General features: G+C 62.7%; 22 protein-coding genes and 1 tRNA gene. 5 read left to right on the forward strand and 18 right to left on the reverse strand.

What is annotated here, in order from left to right:
* The first annotated feature begins 54 nt into the window (after nt 1-54).
* On the forward strand, nt 55-267 hold the full coding sequence (locus tag X773_RS44315) for a hypothetical protein (RefSeq protein ID WP_023674755.1): 213 nt from the start codon (nt 55-57) through the stop codon (nt 265-267).
* 13 nt (nt 268-280) lie between these two features.
* Here X773_RS44315 and X773_RS44320 read toward each other — a convergent pair whose 3' ends face one another.
* Nucleotides 281-1195, reverse strand: a complete 915-nt coding sequence (locus X773_RS44320) for a hypothetical protein (protein WP_023674756.1) — start codon at nt 1193-1195, stop codon at nt 281-283.
* Between the two features lie 251 nt (nt 1196-1446).
* On the opposite strand from X773_RS44320, the gene X773_RS44325 reads away from it, so the two are divergent.
* The gene (locus tag X773_RS44325; protein ID WP_023674757.1) at nt 1447-2466 is read left to right on the forward strand and encodes a GH25 family lysozyme; all 1020 of its coding nucleotides are present in this window, start codon (nt 1447-1449) and stop codon (nt 2464-2466) included.
* 255 nt (nt 2467-2721) lie between these two features.
* A complete protein-coding gene (locus tag X773_RS44330; protein WP_023674758.1) occupies nt 2722-3093 on the forward strand; it encodes an endonuclease domain-containing protein in 372 nt (123 codons plus the stop codon).
* Nucleotides 3094-3309: 216 nt separating this feature from the next.
* Here the strand turns inward: X773_RS44330 and X773_RS44335 are convergent, their stop codons facing one another.
* The 6 genes from X773_RS44335 to X773_RS44360 all read right to left on the reverse strand — a co-directional run bounded on the left by X773_RS44335 (nt 3310) and on the right by X773_RS44360 (nt 11965).
* Nucleotides 3310-4440 (reverse strand): IS481 family transposase, encoded by a 1131-nt coding sequence (locus X773_RS44335; protein WP_023674759.1) that lies wholly within the window; start codon nt 4438-4440, stop codon nt 3310-3312.
* 111 nt (nt 4441-4551) lie between these two features.
* Nucleotides 4552-8316, reverse strand: a complete 3765-nt coding sequence (locus X773_RS44340; RefSeq protein ID WP_023674760.1) for a vitamin B12-dependent ribonucleotide reductase — start codon at nt 8314-8316, stop codon at nt 4552-4554.
* A 647-nt stretch (nt 8317-8963) separates the two neighbouring features.
* A complete protein-coding gene (locus X773_RS44345) occupies nt 8964-9452 on the reverse strand; it encodes an NUDIX hydrolase (protein WP_023674761.1) in 489 nt (162 codons plus the stop codon).
* Between the two features lie 222 nt (nt 9453-9674).
* A complete protein-coding gene (gpt, locus tag X773_RS44350; RefSeq protein WP_023674762.1) occupies nt 9675-10175 on the reverse strand; it encodes a xanthine phosphoribosyltransferase in 501 nt (166 codons plus the stop codon).
* 128 nt (nt 10176-10303) lie between these two features.
* Nucleotides 10304-11137, reverse strand: coding sequence for a universal stress protein (locus X773_RS44355; protein ID WP_023674763.1), 834 nt, complete (start codon nt 11135-11137; stop codon nt 10304-10306).
* A 78-nt stretch (nt 11138-11215) separates the two neighbouring features.
* Nucleotides 11216-11965, reverse strand: coding sequence for a competence/damage-inducible protein A (locus X773_RS44360; RefSeq protein WP_023674764.1), 750 nt, complete (start codon nt 11963-11965; stop codon nt 11216-11218).
* Nucleotides 11966-12111: 146 nt separating this feature from the next.
* Here X773_RS44360 and X773_RS44365 point away from each other — a divergent pair, with 146 nt between their 5' ends.
* Nucleotides 12112-13110, forward strand: coding sequence for an alpha/beta hydrolase (locus tag X773_RS44365; protein WP_023674765.1), 999 nt, complete (start codon nt 12112-12114; stop codon nt 13108-13110).
* A 172-nt stretch (nt 13111-13282) separates the two neighbouring features.
* On the opposite strand, the gene X773_RS44370 is transcribed toward X773_RS44365, so the two are convergent.
* From X773_RS44370 to X773_RS44405, 8 genes are all read right to left on the reverse strand, one after another.
* Entirely contained in the window at nt 13283-14176 is an 894-nt protein-coding gene (locus X773_RS44370; protein ID WP_023674766.1) for a carbohydrate ABC transporter permease, read from the reverse strand.
* Between the two features lies 1 nt (nt 14177).
* On the reverse strand, nt 14178-15128 hold the full coding sequence (locus X773_RS44375; RefSeq protein WP_023674767.1) for a sugar ABC transporter permease: 951 nt from the start codon (nt 15126-15128) through the stop codon (nt 14178-14180).
* An 88-nt stretch (nt 15129-15216) separates the two neighbouring features.
* Nucleotides 15217-16542 (reverse strand): ABC transporter substrate-binding protein, encoded by a 1326-nt coding sequence (locus tag X773_RS44380; protein WP_023674768.1) that lies wholly within the window; start codon nt 16540-16542, stop codon nt 15217-15219.
* 33 nt (nt 16543-16575) lie between these two features.
* Nucleotides 16576-17661: a sn-glycerol-3-phosphate ABC transporter ATP-binding protein UgpC gene (ugpC, locus tag X773_RS44385; RefSeq protein WP_023674769.1), complete on the reverse strand. Its 1086-nt coding sequence runs from the start codon at nt 17659-17661 to the stop codon at nt 16576-16578.
* A gap of 164 nt (nt 17662-17825) precedes the next feature.
* Nucleotides 17826-18065, reverse strand: coding sequence for a DUF2188 domain-containing protein (locus X773_RS44390; protein ID WP_023674770.1), 240 nt, complete (start codon nt 18063-18065; stop codon nt 17826-17828).
* Between the two features lie 28 nt (nt 18066-18093).
* The gene (locus X773_RS44395) at nt 18094-18387 is read right to left on the reverse strand and encodes a DUF982 domain-containing protein (protein WP_031211240.1); all 294 of its coding nucleotides are present in this window, start codon (nt 18385-18387) and stop codon (nt 18094-18096) included.
* Nucleotides 18388-18449: 62 nt separating this feature from the next.
* Nucleotides 18450-18767 (reverse strand): SH3 domain-containing protein, encoded by a 318-nt coding sequence (locus X773_RS44400; RefSeq protein WP_023674772.1) that lies wholly within the window; start codon nt 18765-18767, stop codon nt 18450-18452.
* Between the two features lie 109 nt (nt 18768-18876).
* Entirely contained in the window at nt 18877-19980 is a 1104-nt protein-coding gene (locus X773_RS44405) for an NADH:flavin oxidoreductase/NADH oxidase (protein ID WP_023674773.1), read from the reverse strand.
* 153 nt (nt 19981-20133) lie between these two features.
* Here X773_RS44405 and X773_RS44410 point away from each other — a divergent pair, with 153 nt between their 5' ends.
* A complete protein-coding gene (locus tag X773_RS44410; protein ID WP_023674774.1) occupies nt 20134-20712 on the forward strand; it encodes an NUDIX domain-containing protein in 579 nt (192 codons plus the stop codon).
* A 127-nt stretch (nt 20713-20839) separates the two neighbouring features.
* Here the strand turns inward: X773_RS44410 and X773_RS44415 are convergent, their stop codons facing one another.
* The 3 genes from X773_RS44415 to X773_RS44425 all read right to left on the reverse strand — a co-directional run bounded on the left by X773_RS44415 (nt 20840) and on the right by X773_RS44425 (nt 22578).
* The gene (locus tag X773_RS44415; protein WP_023674775.1) at nt 20840-21127 is read right to left on the reverse strand and encodes a type II toxin-antitoxin system ParD family antitoxin; all 288 of its coding nucleotides are present in this window, start codon (nt 21125-21127) and stop codon (nt 20840-20842) included.
* Between the two features lie 325 nt (nt 21128-21452).
* A tRNA-Leu gene (locus X773_RS44420) sits at nt 21453-21539 on the reverse strand.
* Between the two features lie 364 nt (nt 21540-21903).
* Complete coding sequence (locus X773_RS44425; RefSeq protein WP_031211242.1) at nt 21904-22578, reverse strand: DUF2971 domain-containing protein; 675 nt, start codon at nt 22576-22578, stop codon at nt 21904-21906.

Consider the following 22578-nt stretch of genomic DNA (forward strand, 5'->3'; position numbering starts at 1 on the left):
CCATCATTGCTGCCTATCTATTGGCATGCGGGCAGGCAGTCGAGGAGGCGACGGATGAACGACAGCATCAACACCCTGGATGAACTCTTGAGCGATCCGATGATCAAGCTGGTAATGGAGCGCGACCGCGTGCAACCGGCACAACTTCGCACGTTGCTCGAAGAAAAGGTCCGCCGGGTAGACGATGATGCGCCGGTCAACGATCGCTTTGTACCGCCGGCCCACCTCATGGCCACGACCTGTCACAAGCTGTGGTTGTGCAGCTAGGGTCTTGAAGCGGTCAGCCGGAATTTGCCGGCAAATAGCTGTAATGGCTGCGGAAATAGGCAAGCTTGAAGCCGAGGCGTGCATAGTTGCGGTAGGCTGGCCCCTCACGTTCGGCTCGCGGCGCCTCGATATCGGCCACGAACAGTTTTGCACCGGCCGCAAGTCCGTCGCGCACCATCGCTTCGCCGAGCATTGCATCGAGGTCGAAGCTCGGCGCCATGATGCCGGGCACCGGCGCGTCGATGCCGCTCCAGGCCATGCCGTCGGCGCCGATGAACATCGAGCGCACCGCCGCCACCGCGTCTTCCCGCCGCAGCATGTAATGATGCCAGCCGCGCCGGCCGGCCAGCGCCAGCAACCACGGTGAGGTCGGCAACCGATATTGGCTGTCGATGAACCCAGCCCATTCCCTTGCCGTTGCCGGCGTCACCCGCTCGACCGAGACATCCTCCGTCGGGAAAAGCGGCTCAGCGGGCAATGGCGTCGCGTCGCGAAAGATGCGTTCCCAGCCGCCCTGACGCTGCAGGCCGCGCGCCTCGAGCCAGCAGCTGAGCGTCGCGGGCTCGGTGTGTGGATTGGTGTAGAACCAGGGCCGCAGAATGCCGGCGTCGCGATAATGCGCCAGAAGTGCGTCGAGCCGGCTCTCGGTGGCCGCGCTCTCGACGCCGAAATTTTTGACACAGTTGAAATGGATGAACGGGATCGTCGTGCAGGTGGTCCAGACGAGATCGCCATCTTCGGCGATGGCAAGGCTTTGCCTTGCGGCAAAGTCTGCCGGGGCGGCGCGATAGAGATCGAGCCACGCATTGACCTCGGCGCGTTCGATGGCGCGACTGAGGTTGCGAGGTATCTCGTCGACCCCGATGGCGGGCGAGCATGGCTCCGGCGGGACTACGGGCTGCAATTCTGACAGGGCGGCGGGCTGCATGACGTCCTCCACGTGGTGCCTTACACCGTAAGATTAGTAGAGACTAATCTCATGCCGTGCGTTGTCAAGCCGAGGCAGCGACGTGGCCGAACGTTGGAGGGATCGCGCAACTCCGCCCGGCCAACGTCCCGCTGCAAAGCCCTAACAATTCGATTCAAACTTTGTTGGTAGTTTCTTGTTAGGAATCCAGCTTGGTTTGTCCGGCGGCGTTGTCCTGCCTTCGGTCTGTTGTGTTTTGCGTACAGGTCCAGATGCGGTTATCAGGCGTCGTCATCTTTTCGATCGCAGCGCTGTGCCTTGCCGGCTGCACGTCGACCTCCGGCGTCGATGCACTGCAAGTGCCGTCCAGCGAGACCACCAGCTCGGTTGTGCGACCGCCCGCGCCGATCGCCTCTGCGGCGAAAATCGATGCTGCGCCCGCTTTTGCCGAACAGGAGCAGGACGAACAGCCGGTCGCGATGGACGTACCCGATCAGGACGTCGAACCGCCGGCCGAGGTGATCGCGCTGATGTCGCCGCCGAAGCGGCTGACACGCGCGGCACCAGCAATGCTTGCCGAACCGGTCACGCGCTATGGTTTTCGCGATGCCAAGCCGATCAATTTCGGCAAGGCATCCTCGCCGAGGCGTCTCGCCGTCCACGGCGTCGACGTTTCGCGCTGGCAGGGCAATGTGAACTGGGGAAAGCTGCGTGCCCAGGGCGCCAATTTCGCCTACATCAAGGCCACCGACGGGGGCGACCATCTCGACCCGATGTTCACCAGAAACTGGCGCAGTGCCGACGCCGCCGGCCTCAAGCGCGGCGCCTATCACTTCTTCTATTGGTGCCGCACCGCCGGCGAGCAGGCCGATTGGTTCATCCGCAACGTGCCGCGGGTCGAGGGTGCGCTGCCGCCGGTGATCGACGTCGAGTGGAACGGCGACTCCAGCTGCAAGCGCCGCCCATCGCGGCAAAAGGTGCTGGAAAAGATGCAGGTGTTCATGGACAAGCTCGAGCGCCACTACGGCCAGCGGCCGATCATCTACACCGCGCCCGACTTCTACCGTGACAATCTCAGGGGCGCCTTCCTCGATTATCCGTTCTGGCTGCGCGCCGTGGCGGCGCACCCGTCAAAGGTCTATCCCGACCGCAAATGGCTGTTCTGGCAATATTCCGGCTCCGGCCTGTCGCACGGCGTAAGAGGCCGCATAGACCTCAACGTCTTCCACGGCGATGAGAGGGCCTGGCGCGACTGGGTGGGTGGCCGGCAGATGGTGGCTGAGGCGGAGTAGCGCGGCAGCTTCTTTCTTCTCCCCATGTGGGAGAAGGTGGCTCGGCGCGGAGCGCCGAGACGGTTGAGGGGTGTTGGACGGAGTGCGTCGGTGCCAAGCTGGAGCACCCCTCATCCGACCTCGCTTCGCGAGGCCACCTTCTCCCACAAGGGGAGAAGGGGAGGCGCCGCGCCATCCCCTTTGGTTGGTCTCGAACGTCGGCCCTTATCTGAGGATTCCTTGGAGGTCGTCCCCAGGATTGGATAACGTCGCCCCATGCCGCATCAGCCCGTTGCGCCCACCAAACGTCGCTTCGCCCGCTCAATGCGACGCGAGCCGACGGAAGCGGAAGACCGCCTGTGGCACGAACTGCGCGGACGTAGGCTCGATCGCATCAAATTTCGGCGCCAAGTTCCGGTCGGCAAGTTCATCGCCGATTTCATTTGCGCCGAGGCCAGACTGATCATCGAGATCGACGGCAGCCAGCATGCGGATTCGAACTATGACCGGGAGCGGGACGCCGAACTTAAGGCGAGGGGCTTTCGTGTACTGCGTTTCTGGAATGACGACGTGCTGCGGGATCTGAACGCAGTCTGCGACACCATCATCGCTTACGTCCGCGATGACAGTTTGCAGCCTTGGCGGTAATCGCGCGCTCTTCCCTTCTCCCCCTGTCCTGTGGGAGAAGGTGGATTGGCGCGCAGCGCCGAGACTGTTGAGGGGTGTTGGACGGAGCGCCGCCGGTGCCAAGCTGGAGCACCCCTCATCCGACCTCGCTTCGCGAGGCCACCTTCTCCCACAAGGGTGTTTGGACTGGGGACATCGCGAACAGATGTGCGAGGACATCGCGAACAGTTTTGCATGCTATCGCGCCACGACATTGAGGTCGATGGTTTCTATTTTCTGATGTCTGAACCAGGCGTCGAAGACACCGTCTGTGGCGGTGGGCCTGAAGGCGACGGATTTTCCTGTGAAGGCCCTGCACAAACGCATGGTGCGGCCAAGAATGGAGACGAAGCCATGCTGCTGTACGCGGCGGATGAGATCGCCCTTGGCGTATTCGAACGGCTCGACCGTTTCGCGATAAGGGCGCAGCGATGCCCAGTAGCGATCGAGCGGCACGCCGCCGTCCAGCGCATCGTGGGGACGCTGGGCGTTGTAGACATGGCGCCACTGGTCGAATGCGTCCTGGGCCTTGGCGAGATCGGCGAAGGGCGGTCCCTGCAGCGCCTCGGCCTTGAGCGAGCGATGGAAGCGCTCGTCCTTGCCGAGGGTCTGGGGATGGCAAGGCCTGGAGTGGCTGACGGCGATGCCGGTTTCGATCAGCCAGACGGTGAGCAGCGTGAAGTCGTTGCGGCCGCCATCGCCCCAGGGCGGGCCATTATCGGTGGCGATGCGCCACGGCAAGCCATAGCGGCGGAAGGCGGTGACCAGCCGGGCTTTTACGGCTGCGGTGGTCTGGTCGGCGCAGGCCGACAGCGCGACCGAGAAGCGCGAATGGTCATCAAGCACGGTGAGCGGATGCAGGCGGCCGCAACGCAAGGCGACGTGACCCTTGAAGTCCATCTGCCACAGATCGTTGGGGGCGGCATGCTCGAAGCGGATGAAGGGCTGCGCTCCACCGCCCGACGTTCCCAACTCAATGCCGTTGCGACGCAGGATGCCGGTTACCGTCGAGGCCGCCGGCGTGCCGATACCCTCGCGGGCAAGCACACGCGCGATCTTGCGTCCACCCCAAGCCGGATGCGCCATACGCACCGCAAGGGCCGCCGCTTCCACCTCCGGCGCGCTGCGCGCCGGGCTCGATCGTGGCCGCCGCGACTGTTCGACCAGCCCAGCCTCCCCCTCGATCCGATAGCGCGAAAGCAGCTTGTGGCCACAGGTCCGGCCGATACCGAAGCGCTGGCACAGCACGCTTACATTCGCTCCTTTCGCCGACGCCAGCCTTACAAACTCCAGCTTCTGCTTTATCACGCTTCTGTCCTCGAATGGCATCCCGAACCCCCTCGCGCAAAAGCGCAAAACTGTTCGCGATGTCCTCGCACATCTGTTCGCGATGTCCCCAGTCCAAACAAAGGGGAGAAGGGGAGGCGCGACCTCAGCTCCTCAGCTACACCCGCTCGTGGCCCCGCAAGTATCGCACTTCTCGCAAGTCCCGTTCCGCACCATCGTGAAGTTATGGCATTCCGAGCATTCGTTGCCGGTGTAGCCCTGCATCAGCGATTGCTGGCGCCGGTTGGCGGCGAGCGCTTTGGCTTCGGCTGCTTCTTTCGCGGCCTCGTCGGTGAACAGCTCCGTCGGGTCGGAGGCTTCCGCGTAGACGATGTCCTCGACCAGTTCCCTGGCGCGCTCCTCGTAGTCGCGCTTGTAGGCGATGGCTTCGTCGCTGGCGGGCTTCAGCGTCAGCACATTGGAGCCGGAGAAAGCGGTCGGGGCGGTACGGGCTGGAGTTCCGGAACCGGAACCCGCAAAGCCTTTCGGCTCGGCGCCCATGCCCGACACCAGCTTGACCGGCGAGGCGCCGCGGGTCAGGCCCTTGGAGAAGGGCGTCGCCTTGCCTTCATTGATGCCGCGTCCGAGTGCCGTCTTGTCGAAATCCGACTGGTCGACATGGGCGAGATCGTGGCGGCCGAGATAGGAGACAGCCAGTTCGCGGAACACGTAGTCGAGGATCGACGTGGCGTTCTTGATGGCGTCGTTGCCCTGCACCATGCCGGCCGGCTCGAACTTGGTGAAGGTGAAGGCCTCGACATATTCGTCGAGCGGCACGCCATATTGCAGGCCGAGCGAGATGGCGATAGCGAAGTTGTTCATCATCGCCCGGAAGGCGGCACCTTCCTTGTGCATGTCGATGAAGATCTCGCCGATACGGCCGTCATCAAACTCGCCAGTGCGCAGATAGACCTTGTGGCCGCCGACGACCGCCTTCTGGGTATAGCCCTTGCGGCGGTTCGGCAGTTTCTCGCGGTCGCGGTAGAGACGCTCGACGACGCGCTCGACGATCTTCTCGGTCACCTGCACGGCGCGCTGTGCGGCCGGCGCCGCGATCAGCTGCTCGATGGCTTCGTCCTCGTCGTCTTCGACGTCGGCAAGCAACGAGGCGTTGAGCGGCTGCGACAGCTTCGAGCCGTCGCGATAGAGCGCGTTGGCCTTCAGCGCCAGCTTCCACGACAGCATGTAGGCGCCCTTGGCGTCTTCCACCGTCGCGTCGTTCGGCATGTTGATGGTCTTGGAGATGGCGCCGGAGATGAAGGGCTGCGCCGCCGCCATCATCATGATGTGGCTGTTGATCGACAGCGAACGCTTGCCGATCTTGCCGCACGGGCTGGCGCAGTCGAACACCGGCAGGTGTTCGGCCTTCAGGAACGGCGCGCCTTCCAGCGTCATCGCCCCGCAGACATGGATGTTGGCGGCCTCGATGTCCTTCTTCGAAAAGCCCAGCGCCGGCAGCATCTCGAACGAGAAATCATTGAGCTGCTCGTCGGTGAAGCCGAACGTCTCCTTCACCCAGTCAGCGCCCAGCGTCCACTGGTTGAAGACGAATTTGATGTCGAAGGCCGACTTCAGCGCGGCATTGAGTGCTGCGATCTTTTCGTCGGTAAAGCCTTTTGCCTTGAGCGAGCCGGGGTTGATGCCCGGCGCCTGGTTGAGATTGCCGTGGCCGACGGCATAGGCCTCGATCTCGGCGATCTGGGCCTCGGAATAGCCGAGCGTGCGCAGCGCTTCGGGCACCGCGCGGTTGATGATCTTGAAATAGCCGCCGCCGGCGAGCTTCTTGAATTTTACCAGCGCGAAGTCGGGCTCGATGCCGGTGGTGTCGCAATCCATCACCAGGCCGATCGTGCCGGTCGGCGCGATCACCGTTGCCTGCGCGTTGCGGTAGCCATGCTCCTCGCCGAGCTCGATGGCGCGGTCCCAGGCGGCCTTGGCATGGTCGGCAAGCTCCTGCTGCCTGAGATCGGAGGCGACCAGCGGCACCGGGTTGACGGCTAGCTTCTCGTAGCCGTCCCTTTCGCCATAGGCCGCGCGGCGGTGGTTGCGCATGACGCGCAGCATGTTCTGCGCGTTGCGGTCGTAGTCGGGGAAGGCGCCGAGCTCGGCGGCCATTTCGGCCGAAGTGGCATAGGCCGTGCCGGTCATGATCGCGGTGAGGGCGGCGCAGATGGCGCGGCCCTCGTCGGAATCATAGGGAATGCCCGAGGTCATCAGCAGGCCGCCGATATTGGCATAGCCGAGGCCGAGCGTGCGGTACTCGTAGGAAAGCTTGGCGATCTCCTTCGACGGGAACTGCGCCATCATGACGGAGATTTCCAGCACCATGGTCCACAGCCGCACCGTGTGCTCGTAGGCTGATATGTCGATCGTGCCGTCGGCATTGCGGTAGGGCAGAAGGTTGATCGAGGCCAGATTGCAGGCGGTGTCGTCGAGGAACATGTATTCCGAGCACGGGTTGGACGCCCGGATCGCACCGGCCGAGGCGCAGGTGTGCCAGTCGTTCATCGTCGTGTTGAAATGCAGGCCCGGATCGGCCGATGCCCAGGCGGCATAGCCGATCTTTTCCCAGAGATCGCGCGCCTTCAGCGTCTTCAGTACCTTGCCGTCCTTGCGGGCGGTGAGATGCCAGTCGCCGTCCTGCTCGACGGCGCGCAGGAAATCGTCCTTCAGCGACACCGAATTGTTGGAATTCTGGCCGGAAACCGTGAGATAGGCGTCCGAATCCCAGTCGGTGTCGTAGGTCTTGAACGACATCGAGGTGTAGCCCTGCTTTGCAAACTGGATGACGCGGTAGATGTAGTTCTCCGGCACCGCGTCCTTCTTGGCCGCCTTGATCTCGCGCTTCAGCGCGGTGTTGACCGCCGGGTCGAAGCAGTCGTCGCCATTGCCTTCGCAGTTGATGCAGGCCTTCATGATCGCTTCGAGATGCTTCTTGACGATCTTCGAGCCGGTGACCAGCGAGGCGACCTTCTGCTCCTCATTGACCTTCCAGTCGATGAATTCCTCGATATCGGGATGATCGGCGTCGACGATGACCATTTTCGCGGCGCGACGCGTCGTGCCGCCCGACTTGATGGCGCCCGCCGCGCGGTCGCCGATCTTGAGGAAGCTCATCAGCCCCGACGAACGACCGCCGCCCGACAGCTTTTCGCCTTCGCCGCGCAGGAACGAGAAGTTGGAGCCGGTGCCGGAGCCGTATTTGAACAGGCGCGCCTCACGCACCCACAGGTCCATGATGCCGCCCTCGTTGACGAGGTCGTCCTGCACGCCCTGGATAAAACAGGCATGCGGCTGCGGGTGCTCGTAGGAAGACTTCGACTTGGTCAGCTTGCCGGTGAACGGGTCGACATAGAAGTGGCCCTGGCTCGGACCGTCGATGCCATAGGCCCAGTGCAGGCCGGTGTTGAACCATTGCGGCGAATTCGGCGCGACGCGCTGGGTGGCCAGCATATAGGCGAGCTCGTCGCGGAAGGCGCGCGCGTCTTCCTCCGACTTGAAGTAGCCGCCCTTCCAGCCCCAATAGGTCCAGGTACCGGCAAGCCGGTCGAAGACCTGGCGGGCGTCGGTCTCGGAACCGTAGCGCTCGGCTTCCGGCAGCTTGGCCAATTCAGCCTCGTCGGCGACCGAGCGCCACAGGAAGGAGGGGACTTGCGTCTCTTCGACCTTCTTCAGCCGTGCCGGGACGCCAGCCTTGCGGAAATATTTCTGCGCCAGGATATCGGCGGCAACCTGGGAGAACTGCGCCGGCACGTCGATGTTGTCCAAGCGGAACACCACCGAACCATCCGGATTCTTGATCTCGGAAAGCGCCTTGCGGAATTCGATCTCCGCGTAAGCTGATTGCCCTGGCTTGGTGAAACGACGCTCGATGCGCATTGGTCCGGTCCCTTTTGTCTACATATAGCGCTTTTCCCAGAGGATTTCTGCCCTCTTGACGAAACGCGCATGTCCGCCGCCTGCCGGCGTTCGAAAACCGCCGGCTCTCATCTTCACAGTCTCCGCCGCCCTGCCGGTCAAACCTCTCGCGAGGCCGCTGTCCAACGCGCTCACGGACCCTGTGGGTCCCTCAAAACTGAAAACTTTTTGTAACGCCCTCGATCGAGGGAAATTTACATTATCTAGCGTCGAACCTACCTGCAAACACTAAATATAGTATTAACAGACAATTTATTCAAGTCCGACAATCCTCCCCTTTCGCCACCCAAGGCTTCAAAATCCCACGCCTTCGCCGGCCTCGTAAACAGGCGGGAATGCGGCTCAAAACGCACATATTCCGGGAAAAAGACCGGCCTCGAAACTTTTCCGGTCGCACTCTCAACAGGAGCGCATGGCCTATAAAAGGCGACTCGTTTTGCGGCGTCAAGGATTCGTTTGCGTAGCTTTTATGACCCCCACATCTTGTGTGTCACACATGTGGATAACGGGGATAGAAGCGGAGCGCAAGGAAGGGTCGGCTCTGGGTGGAGGCGCTTCGGCAACGACGTTCCACAGCACCTGAGCGATAGGCTATGCGCGACTGAGACTCAGGAGAACCGATGCGGATCCGCGCAGAAATGGGCGATGATCTGGCTGAGGTCGGGTTCGTTGACCATGCGCACAGCCTCGGCGGCGCTGACCCACTTGCGGGTGCGTGCCCGCTTTTCCTTCCACCGGTCGGCGACCTTGTCGACCTGCAGCGGGAAGACCAGCACCTCGCACGGCACTTCCTCGCCGGAATCCAGCAGCTTGGCATAGAAATAGCGGCCGGCCTCGTGATGCGAGATCGTGCCGCGCAGCCCGGCCTCCTCGCCGGCTTCGCGTGCCGCCGCTTCGCAAAGCGGCTCCTTCGCCTCCGGCCAGCCCTTGGGAAGCACCCAGCGGCCGGTATCGCGGCTGGTGATCAGCATGATTTCCACGCCGTCCCCGCTATCGCGCCAAGGCAGGGCTGCAACCTGCAGGCGGGACGGCACCGCGCCGAAGAGTCGCCGGACCCTTTCGGCCTTATGGTTGTGCGTCGTTGGCCTCGTCAACATCGGAGAAGCTTGCCCCAGCTTCCAGAATCATTTGCCGTCTCACGAATCTTACGGCTAATTATAAGCAGTGAAAGTAAAAAATGTTTCACGGATCGGCCAGATTCCGTCAATCTGCGCCGATCTCAGCCTAATGGCGCGACTGCAGCAGCGTCGCGCCACGCCTTTATCGGTGTGCGGAGGTCCCCTGGGCGGACTCGGTGCATCAAGCGGCGTTGCCGCGAATCAGCCGGCGTGGTCGTCGGCGATCGGCTTCTGGTAGGTGAAGCCCATGTCCCAGGGAAAATAGATCCAGGTGTCCTGGCTGACCTCGGTGACGAAAGTGTCGACCATCGGCCTGCCTTTCGGCTTGGCGTAGACCGTGGCGAAATGCGCCTTGGGCATCATCGCGCGCACTATGCCCGCCGTCTTGCCGGTGTCGGTGAGGTCGTCGATGATCAGCACGCCGGCCCCGTCATCGGCGAGCAGCGCCGGCGTGACCTCCTTCAGCACCTGCAATTGCCCCTGGCTGGTATAATCGTGGTAGGAGGCGACGCAGACCGTCTCGATGATGCGGATGCCAAGTTCGCGCGAAATGATAGCCGCCGGAACCAGGCCGCCGCGCGTGATGCAGACGATCGCCTTCCATTGCCCCTTGTTGGCGCCGGCAAGCCGCCAGGCGAGCGCGCGCGCGTCGCGGTGGAACTGGTCCCAGGAGACCGGGAAGGCTTTTTCGGGCAGGGACATCTCTCGCGCACTCCGCAAGCGCGCATTGCGCGCTAGAACATGATGGAATGCGCGCGGAATTAACTGGAAAGGCTTGCTCTTGGCAAGGGCGCGGCAAGGCGATTGTCCTGTCAGCGATCCCTGCAGACCTAGCGCGACAGGAAAGCCGCCACCGGTGCGGTGCGCAGCACCGTTCGCGTCACCCCGCCGAACAGCAGCTGGCGCAGCCAGGAATGGCTGTAGGCGCCGAGCACAAGCAGGTCCGCGCCCGATTCGGCGACCCTGGTCTGGATGATGTCGTCAACGGAAGCGCCGCCGGACCTCAGCACTGAGACGCTGACGGTCGCGCCATGCCTGGACAGCGAGGCGGCGATCTCTGCGCCGGCTGTTTCCGGCGCCTCGTCGAGCGTATCCGGCGGGTCGATGACGACGATGTCCGTCTTCTCGGCCTCGATGATGAAGGGCAGGGCATCGAAGGCCGCGCGCGCGGCTTCCTTGCTGCCGTTCCAGGCGAGCAGCACGTGCTTGAAGCTGGTGACGAGGGGACCCGAATGCGGCACCACCAGCACCGGCCGGCCGGCATCGTAGACCAGCGTGTCGACGTCGGCGCTCGGATCGCTGCCCGATTCGCGCTGCGCGGCGATGATCAGGTCCGCGGTGCGAACGGTCGAGATGCCGGTCAGCGCACTGTCGCCGGAAAAACTCTCGAGACTGCGCCACTCGAACGACAGGCCGGAATCCTCGATGCGCCTGTGAAAGGCGGCCTGCAACTTCTCGGCGCGCTCCCGGTTCATATCGGCGGAAACCTGCAGGAACTCGGTGTCCGGAAAGCCGGTGGCAGAGGTGTAGGGCACGGGCAGCGCCTCGGCATGGATGCCGATCAGATGGCTCTGGAATCGGCCGGCCAGCGGGATCGCGCAGTCGAGGACGCGCTCGGCATCCTGTTCATTCTGCAATATGGCGACGATGGTCTTGAAGCGCATGGCAGTCCCTCACTTCTTACGGCGATCCCACTCGTGACAAACGTCACTGCGCGATGCTGGTTCCGTCAGGCCGGCCGATCAGCCCACTCGGCTTGCCTTGATCAAGCCCGCCACCATAGCCTCCACGTCGGCGCGTGCGGAGTCCAGTGCCTGCTGGCTGCGGGCGCGCACCACCAGTTCCGTCCAGAATTTGCCATCGCCATATTTCGGGTAGGAGCCGATGATCGTGTCCGGATGCGCCTTCTGGATGTCGCCCAGCTGCCCGCCGATCAGGCCTTCGCCGAACGGGCATTCCACGGTTGCCGACAGCATTTTGGTGCCGGCCCGCAATGTCGGCACGACATTGTCGAGCATCGCCTGGAAAATCGCCGGCACGCCGGCCATGACATGGACGTTGCCGATGCGAAAGCCCGGCGCAACCGACACTGGATTATCGATGTGGTCTGCCCCGCGCGGCATCCGCGCCATGCGCTTGCGCGCTTCGGTGTATTCGATGCCGCGGGCGGCGTAGCTTGCCTCCAGCAGGGCGTAGGCCTTGGCGTCGTATTCGCATGGCACGCCAAAGGCCTTGGCAACCGAATCGGCGGTGATGTCGTCATGCGTCGGGCCGATGCCGCCGGTGGTGAAGACATAAGTATAGCGGGTGCGCAGCGCATTCACCGCAGCGACGATCTCGTCTTCCTCGTCCGCAACGATGCGCACTTCCTTCAGGTCGATGCCGATCGCCGTCATGATGTCGGCGAGGTGGCCGATGTTCTTGTCCTTGGTGCGGCCGGACAGAATCTCGTCGCCGATGACGAGCATGGCGGCGGTGACGATTTCGGTCATGACTGGCTCCGGCAAACGGGTCGCCTGAGATAGCGCGGCAAACGGCCGGCGGCAATGCCGCCAAACGACGGATCTACCTGTGCCACCTCCCTTGCAGTGGAGCCGTCGGCGGGTGATGCTGCGCCGGTTTGGGCGCTGAGGGAAAAATGCCGGTATCAATTCTGCTATGGCTGCCCGGCGCGCTGTTTCTGCTGGCGCTCGTCGTGGCAGCCTATCCGATGCTGGCGACGCGGCGAATCGCGGCGAAGGCCGAAAGGCTGGTGCCGGTCAGTGGCAAATTCATCGAGATCGACGGCAACCGCATCCATTATGTCGAGACGGGCGAGGGGCGGCCGATCGTCTTCCTGCACGGCCTCGGCGCGCAGCTTCATCAATTCGGCCACACGCTGTTCGGACGGTTCGGCCCGAACTATCGGCTGATCGCGCTCGACCGTCCGGGCTCCGGCTATTCGGTGCGGGCCAGGGGCGCCAGCGGACGGCTGCCCGAGCAGGCCGAGATCGTGCGGCATTTTATCGAGGCGCTTGGGCTGAAAAAGCCGCTGGTCGTCGGTCATTCGCTGGGTGGCGCCATCGCGCTGATGCTGGCTATCGAGCATCCAGAGGCGATTTCCGGCATCGCCTTGCTGGCACCGCTGACCCATCTGGAGCCGGACGCGCGCGAGAAGTTCGGCCCGCTGTACATTAAGTCGCCGCTGCGGCGCCGGATCATGGCTCATACGGTGGCGATCCCGGCGGCTCTCAAATATGCCGAAGCGACGCTTGCCTTCATCTTCGCGCCGCAGACGGCGCCGGCCGACTATATGGTCGAGGGCGGCGGCTGGTGCGGGCTGAGGCCAAGCCATTTCTATGCAACGTCGACCGATGTCGTGGCCATCGAGCACGACCTTGGCCGCATCGAGCAACGCTATCGCGAGATCACCTTGCCGGCCGGCATTCTGTTTGGTGCTTCCGACTTCGTGCTTGGCATCGATATCCATGCCTGGCCGCTGATGGAAAAGATCAGCGGGCTCGATTTCGAGCCGGTCGAGGGGCTTGGCCATATGCCGCAATTCGTTGAGCCGGAACGGGTCGTCGCTTTCATCGAACGCATTGCCGACCGCGCATTTGCGCCGAAGTCCGACACCGGCACTGACACCCTTCCGTAACCTCGCGCATTCCTCACGCAAAGGTGTGCAAGCCTGTCTCCGACGCCAACGCCAACACGAATGTCAACGATCAATACTGCGGCAAATAACCGGCCGTAGCCTCGGCCGGCAGTGTGCCTACCCCAGGCATTCCGGCCGCCGGGAATACCTCCGAACCCAATCACGATGCTGGCTATTCCTTCACGGCTCCGGTCATCGAGGAAACATAGTGCTCGACAAAGAACGAATAGAGCACCACGACCGGCAGCGAGCCGATCAGCGCTCCCGCCATCAGCGCCCCCCATTCATAGACGTCCGAGCGCACCAGCTCGGTGAGCACGCCGACCGGCACAGTCTTGTTTTCGGACGACTGGATGAAGGTCAAGGCGTAGATGAACTCGTTCCATGACAGCGTGAATGCGAATATGCCGGCGGAAATCAGGCCCGGCACCGATAGCGGCAGCACGATCTTGGTGAGGATCTGCCAACGGCTCGCCCCGTCGATCAGCGCGCATTCTTCCAGCTCGAACGGGATCGAGCGGAAATAACCCATCAGCAGCCATGTGCAGAACGGGATCAGGAAGGTCGGATAGGTGAGGATGAGCGCGAACGGCGTGTCGTAAAGCCCAAGGTTGAACACCATCACCGACAGCGGAATGAACAGGATCGAGGGCGGCACGAGATAGGCGAGGAACACCGCGAGGCCGACCTGCCGCGCCCCGGAGAACCTCAAGCGTTCGATCGCATAGGCAGCGAACACGGCAGCCAGCAGCGACAGGAACGTGGCGGCGGTCGAGATGATGATCGTGTTGAGCAGCCAGCCCGGATAAGACGTCTCGAAGAGCAGGTAGCGGATATGCTCGAGCGTCGGATGCACCACCCAGAACGGATTGAAATTGGCGTAGTCGGTCATCTCGAGGTTGGGCTTAACCGCCGTGATCGTCATCCAGTAGAACGGAAACAACAGCACGATGACGAAGATCAGCAACGGCAGGTAGACCGTCACCACGCGGCGCGGCAAACTCTGCAGGTAGCCCATGCCGCCTTCGTCGAGTTCCGGGCGTTTGCTCGTTTCGATCGCGGTCATGTCAATCTCCGCCGCCCTGCTGCCATTTGCGACGCTGCAGGCCAAAATAGCTGAACAGGATCGCCGCCAGCAGGAACGGGATCATGGCAACTGCGATCGCGGCGCCTTCGCCAAGCTGGCCTCCGGAAATGCCGCGCTGGAACGACAGCGTCGCCATCAGATGCGTGGCGTTCACGGGCCCGCCGCGCGTCAGCACATAGATCAGCTGGAAATCGGTGAAGGTGAACAGCACCGAAAACGTCATGGTGATGGCGATGATCGGCGTCAGCAGCGGCAGCGTCACATAGCGGAACAATTGCCAGCGGCTGGCGCCGTCGAGCGTGGCGGCCTCGTAGAGCGACTGCGGAATCGTCTGCAGGCCGGCAAGCAGCGTGATCGCTACGAAAGGAATGCCGCGCCAGACATTGGCGGCGATGACCGAAGCCCGCGCATTCTCGGGATCGCCGAGGAAGTTGATGCGATGGTCGATCAGGCCCATTTCCATAAGCGCCCAGGACAGGATCGAGAATTGCGAATCGTAGATCCACCAGAAGGCGATCGCCGACAGCACCGTCGGCACCACCCAGGGCAGCAGGACGATCGCGCGGAAGAACGACTTGAACGGCAGGTTCTGGTTGAGGATAAGCGCCAGCCACAGGCCGAGCGCAAACTTCAGGATCGAGGCGCTGATCGTGTAGAGCAAGGTGTTGAAGACGGAGAGCCAGAAGACCGCGTCATCCCACAGATATTCATAGTTCTCGAAGCCGATGAAGATGCCGGGGCGGCCGATGCGGGCATCGGTGAAGCCGAGCCAGACGCCGAGCCCGAGCGGATAGGTCAGGAAGACCAGCAGCAGCGCCGCCGCCGGCAGCATGAAGCCGAAGCCAAGCGCGTTATGACTTTCGGACACGAACGCTAGAATGCGCGACAGCGTCGACCGGCGTGGCTGAACGGCAGCGGAGGTCACGGCCATGGGTCGGCTCCTCTAAGGTCTCATTGAACGGCCGGGCGGCCATGCGCGATTCGAAGCCGGGCAGCATGGCTGCCCGGCTGAACCCGGCTCAAACGCGATAGTAACGGTTTGCGCGCTTCTCGGCTTCTTCCATCGCTTCTTGCGGCGTCGCCTGGCCTGTCACCGCCTTGGCGAACATGTCGACCAGCACATAGTCGGCCATGGTCGCTGCCGAGGCATAGCCAAGCGGGCCGGCATAGCCGTTGGGCCGCAGCGTCGCCGAGGCCTTGGCGTAGGCGGCATTGTTCGGATCGGCCGTCCACACCGGATTGTTGTCGAAGGCTTTGAGCGTCTGGCAGCAATAGCCTGCCGACGACGTGATCCACTGCGACATTTGCGGATCCTCGAACATGAACTGCAGGTAGGCCTTGGCCGCGTTGGGGTAGGGCGTGTAGTCGAAGATCACGGCCGTGGTCACCTGGAACAGCTCGACGGATTTTCCGACCGGGCCGATCGGCAGGTTGGTGGTGCGGATGTCCTTGGCTATCTCAGTGAGCTTCGGATCCTTGTCCTTGTTGATCTTGGCGGTGTTGTAGGCGGAAATGCCGTTGGCGATGACGCTCAATTGCCCGGCCAGGAAGGCGCGGTTGTTGTTGACGTCGAGCCAGCTTTCGGTGCCGGGAATGAAGGTCTTGTAGAGTTGCTGCGCGTATTCGATCGCCTTGAGCGTCTCGGGGCTGTTGATCGTCACCTTGCCGCTCTCGTCGACCATCTGACCGCCATGGCTCCACAGCAGCCAGTGAGCGTAGTTGTTGCCGTCGCCGACGCCGTGGCCATGCGTGAAGCCGGCAGGGTGCCCCTTCGCCTGCAATGCCTTGCAAAGCTCGAGCAAGCCTGCCGTGTCCTTCGGAAATTCGGAGAAGCCGGCCTCTTTCACCCAGCTTTCGCGATAGACGATGGCATTGCCGATGGTCGCCAGCGGCAGGCCGAGGAATTTGCCTTGCCGTGTCGCATATTGGTGCGGTCCATCGTGCCAGCCGCCATATTTCGAGCCGAGATATTCGCCCAGTTCCGTCACGTCGTGCAGCTTGTCGGGATATTGGTGCGGGTCGTCGAACCAGACGAACATCAGGTCCGGGCCGGAGCCGACATTGGCGGCGACCGCCGCCTTGGGGCGGATGTCCTCCCAGCTTTCCTTGTCGACGCGGACCTCGACACCGGTCGCTTCGGTAAAGCGCTTGGTGTTGGCCAGCCATTGATCCTCGTCGCCCTGCACGAAGGGCGACCAGCGCAGCAGCCTGAGCTTGGCGCCGTCCTCGGGCTTGTATTTCAACCCCTCCTGGGCAAAGGCGGGAGAGCCGATGAACCGGCTTCCCAAGGCTCCCGCCGCCGCACCGGCGGTGGTGCGGATCACGTCGCGTCTGGTGAATTTCATGCTCGCTTCCTCCTGCTTATTGTCCTTGCCGTCCTACTGCCCGATGGGTGTTTCGAACCGCTGTCCGGTTTTGCCGTGAAAGAGATGGATGAGGCCAGGCTCGGCCGTAAGCCGGATGGTTTCGCCCGGCGTAAAGGAATGGCGTTCCCGGAAGTTTGCGACGATCTCCTCGCCGCCGGCGGTGCGGCCGATGAGCTGCACTTCGGACCCTGTCGGCTCGACCACCACGACGGTGACCGGGATGCCCTGATGGTCGGACAGCCGTAAATGCTCGGGCCGTATCCCCAGCACGACCGGCTCACCATTGCCGATGGAAAGTGCAGAGGCCAACGGGACCGAAATCCCTCCGGCGCCGCGAAATGACGGCGAGCCGTCGCTTACGATCTCGCCCCTGAGCATGTTCATGGCGGGCGAGCCGATGAAGCTGGCGACAAAAAGATTGTTCGGCCGGTCGTACAGCTCGAGCGGCGGCCCGATCTGCTCGACGATGCCGTCATGCATGACGACGATCTTGTCGGCCATGGTCATCGCCTCGATCTGGTCGTGGGTGACGTAGACCGTCGTCGTCTTCAGGCGCTGGTGCAGTTCCTTGATCTCGGCGCGCATCTGCACCCGGAGCTTGGCATCGAGATTGGACAGCGGCTCGTCGAACAGGAAGACCTGCGGATCGCGCACGATCGCCCGGCCCATGGCAACGCGCTGGCGCTGCCCGCCGGAAAGCTGGCGCGGATAGCGGTCGAGCAGCGGCACCAGTCCCAGGATTTCGGCCGCGCGCCGCACGCCGGCATCGCTCTCCGTCTTGGGAACGCCCTTGAGCATCAGCGAGAACGCCATGTTCTCGGCGACCGTCATATGCGGGTAGAGCGCATAGTTCTGGAAGACCATGGCGACGTCGCGCTCCTTTGGCGCAACGTTATTGACGACACGTTTGCCGATCGCGATCTGGCCGCGCGAGATCTTTTCCAGGCCGGCGATCATCCTGAGAAGGGTCGACTTTCCGCAACCCGAAGGACCGACCAGCGTGACGAACTCGCCGTCGTCTATATCGACGCTGACCCCGTGCAGGACCTCGACGGTCCCAAATGATTTGTAGACATCGCCGATCGCGACAGACGCCATCGATCTCCTCCCGATTGATTCCCGCAACGACTTCGAAGGAAACCGCTTTCCTGCCTGGACCGCGAAAGCGCCCAGGCTCCTCCCCGGTCACGCGCGATGTGAGACGGTAGCGCTACCAAACCGGCCTGTAAAGCAGCCCGGCATCACCTGGATATCGACACACCCTAATCCGAAACCTCCGTCTGCGGCCGGTCGCGGCCATCTGCGAGCTCGTCGTGCCATTTGCCGTCGGCGTCCTCGTACTGGATGCCGTCGGTATTGCCGGCGACCTGCTGTTCGGCCGAAGCGATCTCGGCGGCGCGCAACGCGTCCTGATGGGTGGGGAACGTTTCGGAGAATGTCGAGCCAACCTTGTAGGCCCAGCCTCCGTCATGCTCGACGATCTTGTAGGTCAGTTTCGCCATGAAACCCTCCGGTTGAAAGCCCGTTGCCTCAATGCAGCCTATCGTCGGCCAGTCTGTCGTCTGGCAGCCTGTCGTCTGTGACCAGCACGTCCGATTCCCTGGCGGCTTCGATCAGTGCCCGGCGCGCATCCGCCGTCGAACGATAACCTTCCAGCACTTTTAGGCAAGTGTCGAGGGCATCACGATGACGCGGCCCGCGATTGAGTGGCCAGACCGTCATCAGGCACTCCGCCGCCTCCTGGGCGCTGCGGATCTGCCGATATTTGCCGACATGGCCGAGTTCGACCACGACCGGCTTTTCAAATGGCTTGCTGTCCATCATCGCCGCCAACGCGGAGCGGCCGATTTGGTTGCAACTGCTATTTTAGCTCAGGCGAAAATAGCTCAATAGCCGCAGTCGTTGCGCAGCCAGCGTGCATTCGCCCAGCCGGTGCGGCCGCCGAAATCGACCTTGTACCAGCTTCCGCGGCGGTCGAAGATCTCGGTTTGGTCGCCGTTGAATAATTGCCCGATCATGCGCGGCGACGAGTTCGGTCGGGCTCGAACGGCGAGAAAGCCGCTTCCCGTCGCCAGATTGTAGTGCCTGGAAAGGCCGTGCACCGTGCCTTCGCAATATTGCGCCCCGGCCGGCGTCGGTGCGGCGAACGACAGCCCGGCCAACACCGCGGCAGCAGCCGCAATGGAATTCCCCCTGAACGGCATGTCTCTGCTCCCCAACCCGCCGCGCCCAGCCGCGGCCCCGGCCACCCTACACCGGCAGAGGATCAAAGCGAAGCTGTGATGCCTCGCCCAGTGAGGTGAGAACCCGCCGTCAGGTCGCCACCTTCATCCAGTGCTGCATCGTCGTCACCGAGCGGGCAAGCTGCGGCGCCGGGTGGATTTTTTCGCCGAAGGTGGCCGCGGCGCGCCAGCCCCAGCGCGGATCGGCAAGGAAGGCGCGCGCCAGCGCCACCATGTCGGCGCGGCCGTCGGCAACGATCGCCTCGGCCTGTTTCGGATCGTCGATCAGACCGACGGCCCGCGTCGGGATGCCGACGGCCTTGCGCACCGCTTCGGCCAGATGCACCTGGTAGCCGGGCCCGGAGGGCAGCTTCTGCAACGGTGAATTGCCGCCGCTCGAGCAGCAGAGATAGGCGACGCCGGCTTCCTTCAGCGCTTTTGCCACTTCGATCGCATCCTCGACCTCGAAGCCGCCATCGACCCATTCCTTGATCGACAGACGCGCGCCCAGCATCAGCCTGGGCACCGCCTTCTTCACCGCCTTGGCGATCTCGACGGCGAAACGCATGCGGTTTTCCAGCGAGCCGCCCCAGCGGTCGGTGCGCCGATTGGAGAGCGGCGACAGGAACTGGAAGATCAGATAGCCATGCGCGGCATGCAGCTCGATGAAGTCGAAGCCGGCGCGCTCGGCCCGCCGTGCCGCTTCGGCGAAGCGTTCGATGATTTGCAGGATCTCGTCGTCCTCCAGCGCCCGCGGCACCTGCCAGCCGCTGTCGTAGGCGATCGCCGAGGCCGACACGATCGGCCACGGATCCTGATCGGCATGCAGCGGTCCGCCGCCCTCCCAGGGTTTCCGATTCGAGGCCTTGCGGCCGGCATGGGCAAGCTGCGTGCCGAATTTCGTGCCCGGTGCGGCGACACGCTTGGCTGCATCCAGCGTGCGTCGCGCGGCCGCCTCGTTGTCCTCGGAATAGAGGCCGAGACAGCCATGCGAGATGCGGCCGCGCCGTTCGACATCGGTCATCTCGACGGTGACCATGCCGGCGCCGGACATCGCCAGGTTCATCCAGTGATAGAGGTGCCAATCGCTGGCCGAACCGTCCTCGGCCGAATACTGGCACATCGGCGCGACCGCGATGCGGTTGGGGAAGGTCAGGCCGTCGAGGGTGATCGGCTGGAAAAGCGATGAGGTCATAAAAAACTCCGGAAAGGGTTGCCGCTATTTATGCAGCCGATTGTGCCAGCGCCAGACACGAGACGGTGAACCGGTGCTCTGGACCAATTGGTGGCCCGATTGCACGAACCGCCGTTCGCGGCTACGCCTTGCCGCGGCAGCAGGGAGTCCACCATGGAAGATCGCATTCGCATCCGCTCCGAGGAAGTCCTGTCCGACGAGTGGGCGGTTTTGAAAAAGACCGTCTTCGACTACCGCCGGCGCGACGGCAAATGGGAAACGCACACCCGCCAGACCTACGATCGCGGTGACGGCGCGGTGATCCTGCCTTTCGATCCCGACCGCTCGACGGTGCTTCTGGTGCGGCAGTTCCGTTACCCGGCCTACGTCACCGGCCACAAGGAGCCGCTGATCGAGGCCTGTGCCGGCCTGCTCGACGAAGACGATCCCGAAACCTGCATCCGCAAGGAGGCCGAGGAGGAGCTCGGCTACCGGCTGAAGGACGTGCAGCGGCTGTTTTCGCCCTATATGAGCCCCGGCAGCGTCACCGAGCGGCTCTGGTTCTTCGTCGCCCGCTACTCGCCCGCCGACCGCATTTCCGACGGCGGCGGCGCGCATGACGAAGGCGAAGACATCGAAGTTTTGGAAATGCCGCTCGACGAGGCACTGGCCGGCATCCACGACGGTCGGATCATCGACGCCAAGACGATTATTTTGATCCAGCACCTGAAGCTGAACCCGATCGGGAGGTGAGCCCTGCAATAGGCCACGATCCCGCCAACGAACGATTCCGCACGGGCTGTGGAGGAATATTCCTCTATGTAGCGATACAGCGCATCCAACTGGCGCTCCGCTTGAGCGGAAAATACAACCGTGCGCGTCATTCCTTAGTGGCATCATCGCGTCGCGCCGCGGCGCGGTCGCGGATACGCAGCATGACCTGCTCGGCAGGGATGGCGCTGGACGGATTCGCCTTGTACTCGTCGTAGCTCTGGGCGACTTCCTCGCGCAGCCAGCGTTCAACGGCGGCGTCGCGGTCGAGCAGCGCGCGCACGCCCTCGCGCAGCACTTCGCTGACGGAGGCGTAGGCGCCGGATTCGACCTTGCGCGCGACGGCCTCGGCCATGTCGCGCGGGAGGGTGATACTTATCGGCTGGGTGGTTCGCATGGGTGGACTCCTTTTCCACCATATAGCAGCCGATGTGACAAAATCATATCGAAATTGCTGGCGATGATGCGTGTGACCGATACCGCCGCCCTTGCCTGAGTGCGCTTTGGAAGCTGGCAAACGAACATGCGGACACCGGATACGCATATCGCAGATCCCGCATCGGCTCGCCGGCTCCTGGTCGAGAAATGGCATGTGGCAGCCTGTATGCGGCGAGTTCATGCTCTTGCTTAGGCCGCAATGGCGGCGCCGATGTTGCTGGTGCGGACGACGGGAATCGAACCCGTACGATCAGAGATCGAGGGATTTTAAGTCCCCTCTGCGGTGGTGCGGGCGACGGGGGTCGAACCCGTAAGTCACTAAGGACGCAGGATTTTAAGTCCTGTGCGGTTACCAGTTTCGCCACGCCCGCAAGTCACCGTGGCACCGGTATGTCACAGCCCATGTCACAAGTTCAAGGTTCCCGGGGCTCTGGCTGGCATCAACCGCCAAGATCGGTGGAAGGGAGACCCCGGCCCGACCTGCTCGCCGATGCCATGTTGGAGAACAATCGTGGTTTCTAGGGCCGGAAAGCGCAGCGCGATTTTGTTACTTCAAAGTCGCTGTACCCCTTCTTACGCAGATATTCTGATATCTGCCCAATCGAGCGGTCATTGTTTGGCCCAATGAGTACATGCGATATAGCACGGGAGGGGTCCCATGCTGAGGACAGCAAGCGACCAAAAGGCTTCATGAAGTAGGGAACCTGCGAACCGTTCCGCACTCGGATGAGCGGATCAGNGCGGATCAGCAGGATAGACCGCCGTTCCGTCGCGAAGTAGGCTGACAGGCCACATTGGCCCCCCTTCGAAATCACTTGGCTTAGCCATGCTAGAAAAAATAAGCCGTACCTCATCCTCATGCGCCCACGTGTCATCCTTTACTGAAGTTATCAGCGCAAGAATATTTGTCATAGGTTCGATTTCTTTTACGAAGTCGTGTTCGTGGCCGACAAATGGCTTGGAGATTTCCTCAACTCTCGAGTGGATAGATCCGAAATAATCTGGCTTTGCGTAGCTTACCCGCTGAACCCTAAGCGGCATGTGGTTGAATGCGCTGGCTCTAAAGCCGATACAAAACCCACGGCCTCTATCCGTGTACTCTTGCCACATAGGCAGCTGATCGCCCCGAAGGGATAGGCTGAATGAGTACATCCCAAAGCGCGTCCTCAGCAGGTGGAGGCGGCGCTGCAAATGAAGGTAAGTGGCTTTAAGCGCCGGCGCGGTCGCTTCGTTGTCCGCCAACTCAGTCATGACCCGATCTATAACATGAGTGAGTTGAAGTTCCTTTGGGTCATTGGCGTGTTGCAAGTCAGTCAGCCAGATCGATCCGTTCCCTGTAATCCCTTCGAACCCCAGCGCGCCACAATAGTGAAACAATGCTGATCTGGGCCGGTATTCAAGAAAGGCCAT

Origin of the sequence: Mesorhizobium sp. LSJC280B00, from assembly GCF_000502835.1 — a bacterium.
In the GTDB taxonomy this organism is placed as follows: domain Bacteria; phylum Pseudomonadota; class Alphaproteobacteria; order Rhizobiales; family Rhizobiaceae; genus Mesorhizobium.

Coding starts and splice junctions, on each gene's coding strand:
- X773_RS44375 (WP_023674767.1), bottom strand. CDS start 15,128: ATGGCCGTGACCTCCGCTGCCGTTCAGCCACGCCGGTCGACGCTGTCG.
- X773_RS44320 (WP_023674756.1), bottom strand. CDS start 1,195: ATGCAGCCCGCCGCCCTGTCAGAATTGCAGCCCGTAGTCCCGCCGGAG.
- X773_RS44330 (WP_023674758.1), top strand. CDS start 2,722: ATGCCGCATCAGCCCGTTGCGCCCACCAAACGTCGCTTCGCCCGCTCA.
- X773_RS44365 (WP_023674765.1), top strand. CDS start 12,112: ATGCCGGTATCAATTCTGCTATGGCTGCCCGGCGCGCTGTTTCTGCTG.
- X773_RS44370 (WP_023674766.1), bottom strand. CDS start 14,176: ATGACCGCGATCGAAACGAGCAAACGCCCGGAACTCGACGAAGGCGGC.
- X773_RS44315 (WP_023674755.1), top strand. CDS start 55: ATGAACGACAGCATCAACACCCTGGATGAACTCTTGAGCGATCCGATG.
- X773_RS44395 (WP_031211240.1), bottom strand. CDS start 18,387: ATGATGGACAGCAAGCCATTTGAAAAGCCGGTCGTGGTCGAACTCGGC.
- X773_RS44380 (WP_023674768.1), bottom strand. CDS start 16,542: ATGAAATTCACCAGACGCGACGTGATCCGCACCACCGCCGGTGCGGCG.
- X773_RS44335 (WP_023674759.1), bottom strand. CDS start 4,440: ATGCCATTCGAGGACAGAAGCGTGATAAAGCAGAAGCTGGAGTTTGTA.
- X773_RS44360 (WP_023674764.1), bottom strand. CDS start 11,965: ATGACCGAAATCGTCACCGCCGCCATGCTCGTCATCGGCGACGAGATT.
- X773_RS44340 (WP_023674760.1), bottom strand. CDS start 8,316: ATGCGCATCGAGCGTCGTTTCACCAAGCCAGGGCAATCAGCTTACGCG.
- X773_RS44345 (WP_023674761.1), bottom strand. CDS start 9,452: ATGTTGACGAGGCCAACGACGCACAACCATAAGGCCGAAAGGGTCCGG.
- X773_RS44410 (WP_023674774.1), top strand. CDS start 20,134: ATGGAAGATCGCATTCGCATCCGCTCCGAGGAAGTCCTGTCCGACGAG.
- X773_RS44415 (WP_023674775.1), bottom strand. CDS start 21,127: ATGCGAACCACCCAGCCGATAAGTATCACCCTCCCGCGCGACATGGCC.
- X773_RS44400 (WP_023674772.1), bottom strand. CDS start 18,767: ATGCCGTTCAGGGGGAATTCCATTGCGGCTGCTGCCGCGGTGTTGGCC.
- X773_RS44390 (WP_023674770.1), bottom strand. CDS start 18,065: ATGGCGAAACTGACCTACAAGATCGTCGAGCATGACGGAGGCTGGGCC.
- X773_RS44355 (WP_023674763.1), bottom strand. CDS start 11,137: ATGCGCTTCAAGACCATCGTCGCCATATTGCAGAATGAACAGGATGCC.
- ugpC (WP_023674769.1), bottom strand. CDS start 17,661: ATGGCGTCTGTCGCGATCGGCGATGTCTACAAATCATTTGGGACCGTC.
- gpt (WP_023674762.1), bottom strand. CDS start 10,175: ATGTCCCTGCCCGAAAAAGCCTTCCCGGTCTCCTGGGACCAGTTCCAC.
- X773_RS44405 (WP_023674773.1), bottom strand. CDS start 19,980: ATGACCTCATCGCTTTTCCAGCCGATCACCCTCGACGGCCTGACCTTC.
- X773_RS44325 (WP_023674757.1), top strand. CDS start 1,447: ATGCGGTTATCAGGCGTCGTCATCTTTTCGATCGCAGCGCTGTGCCTT.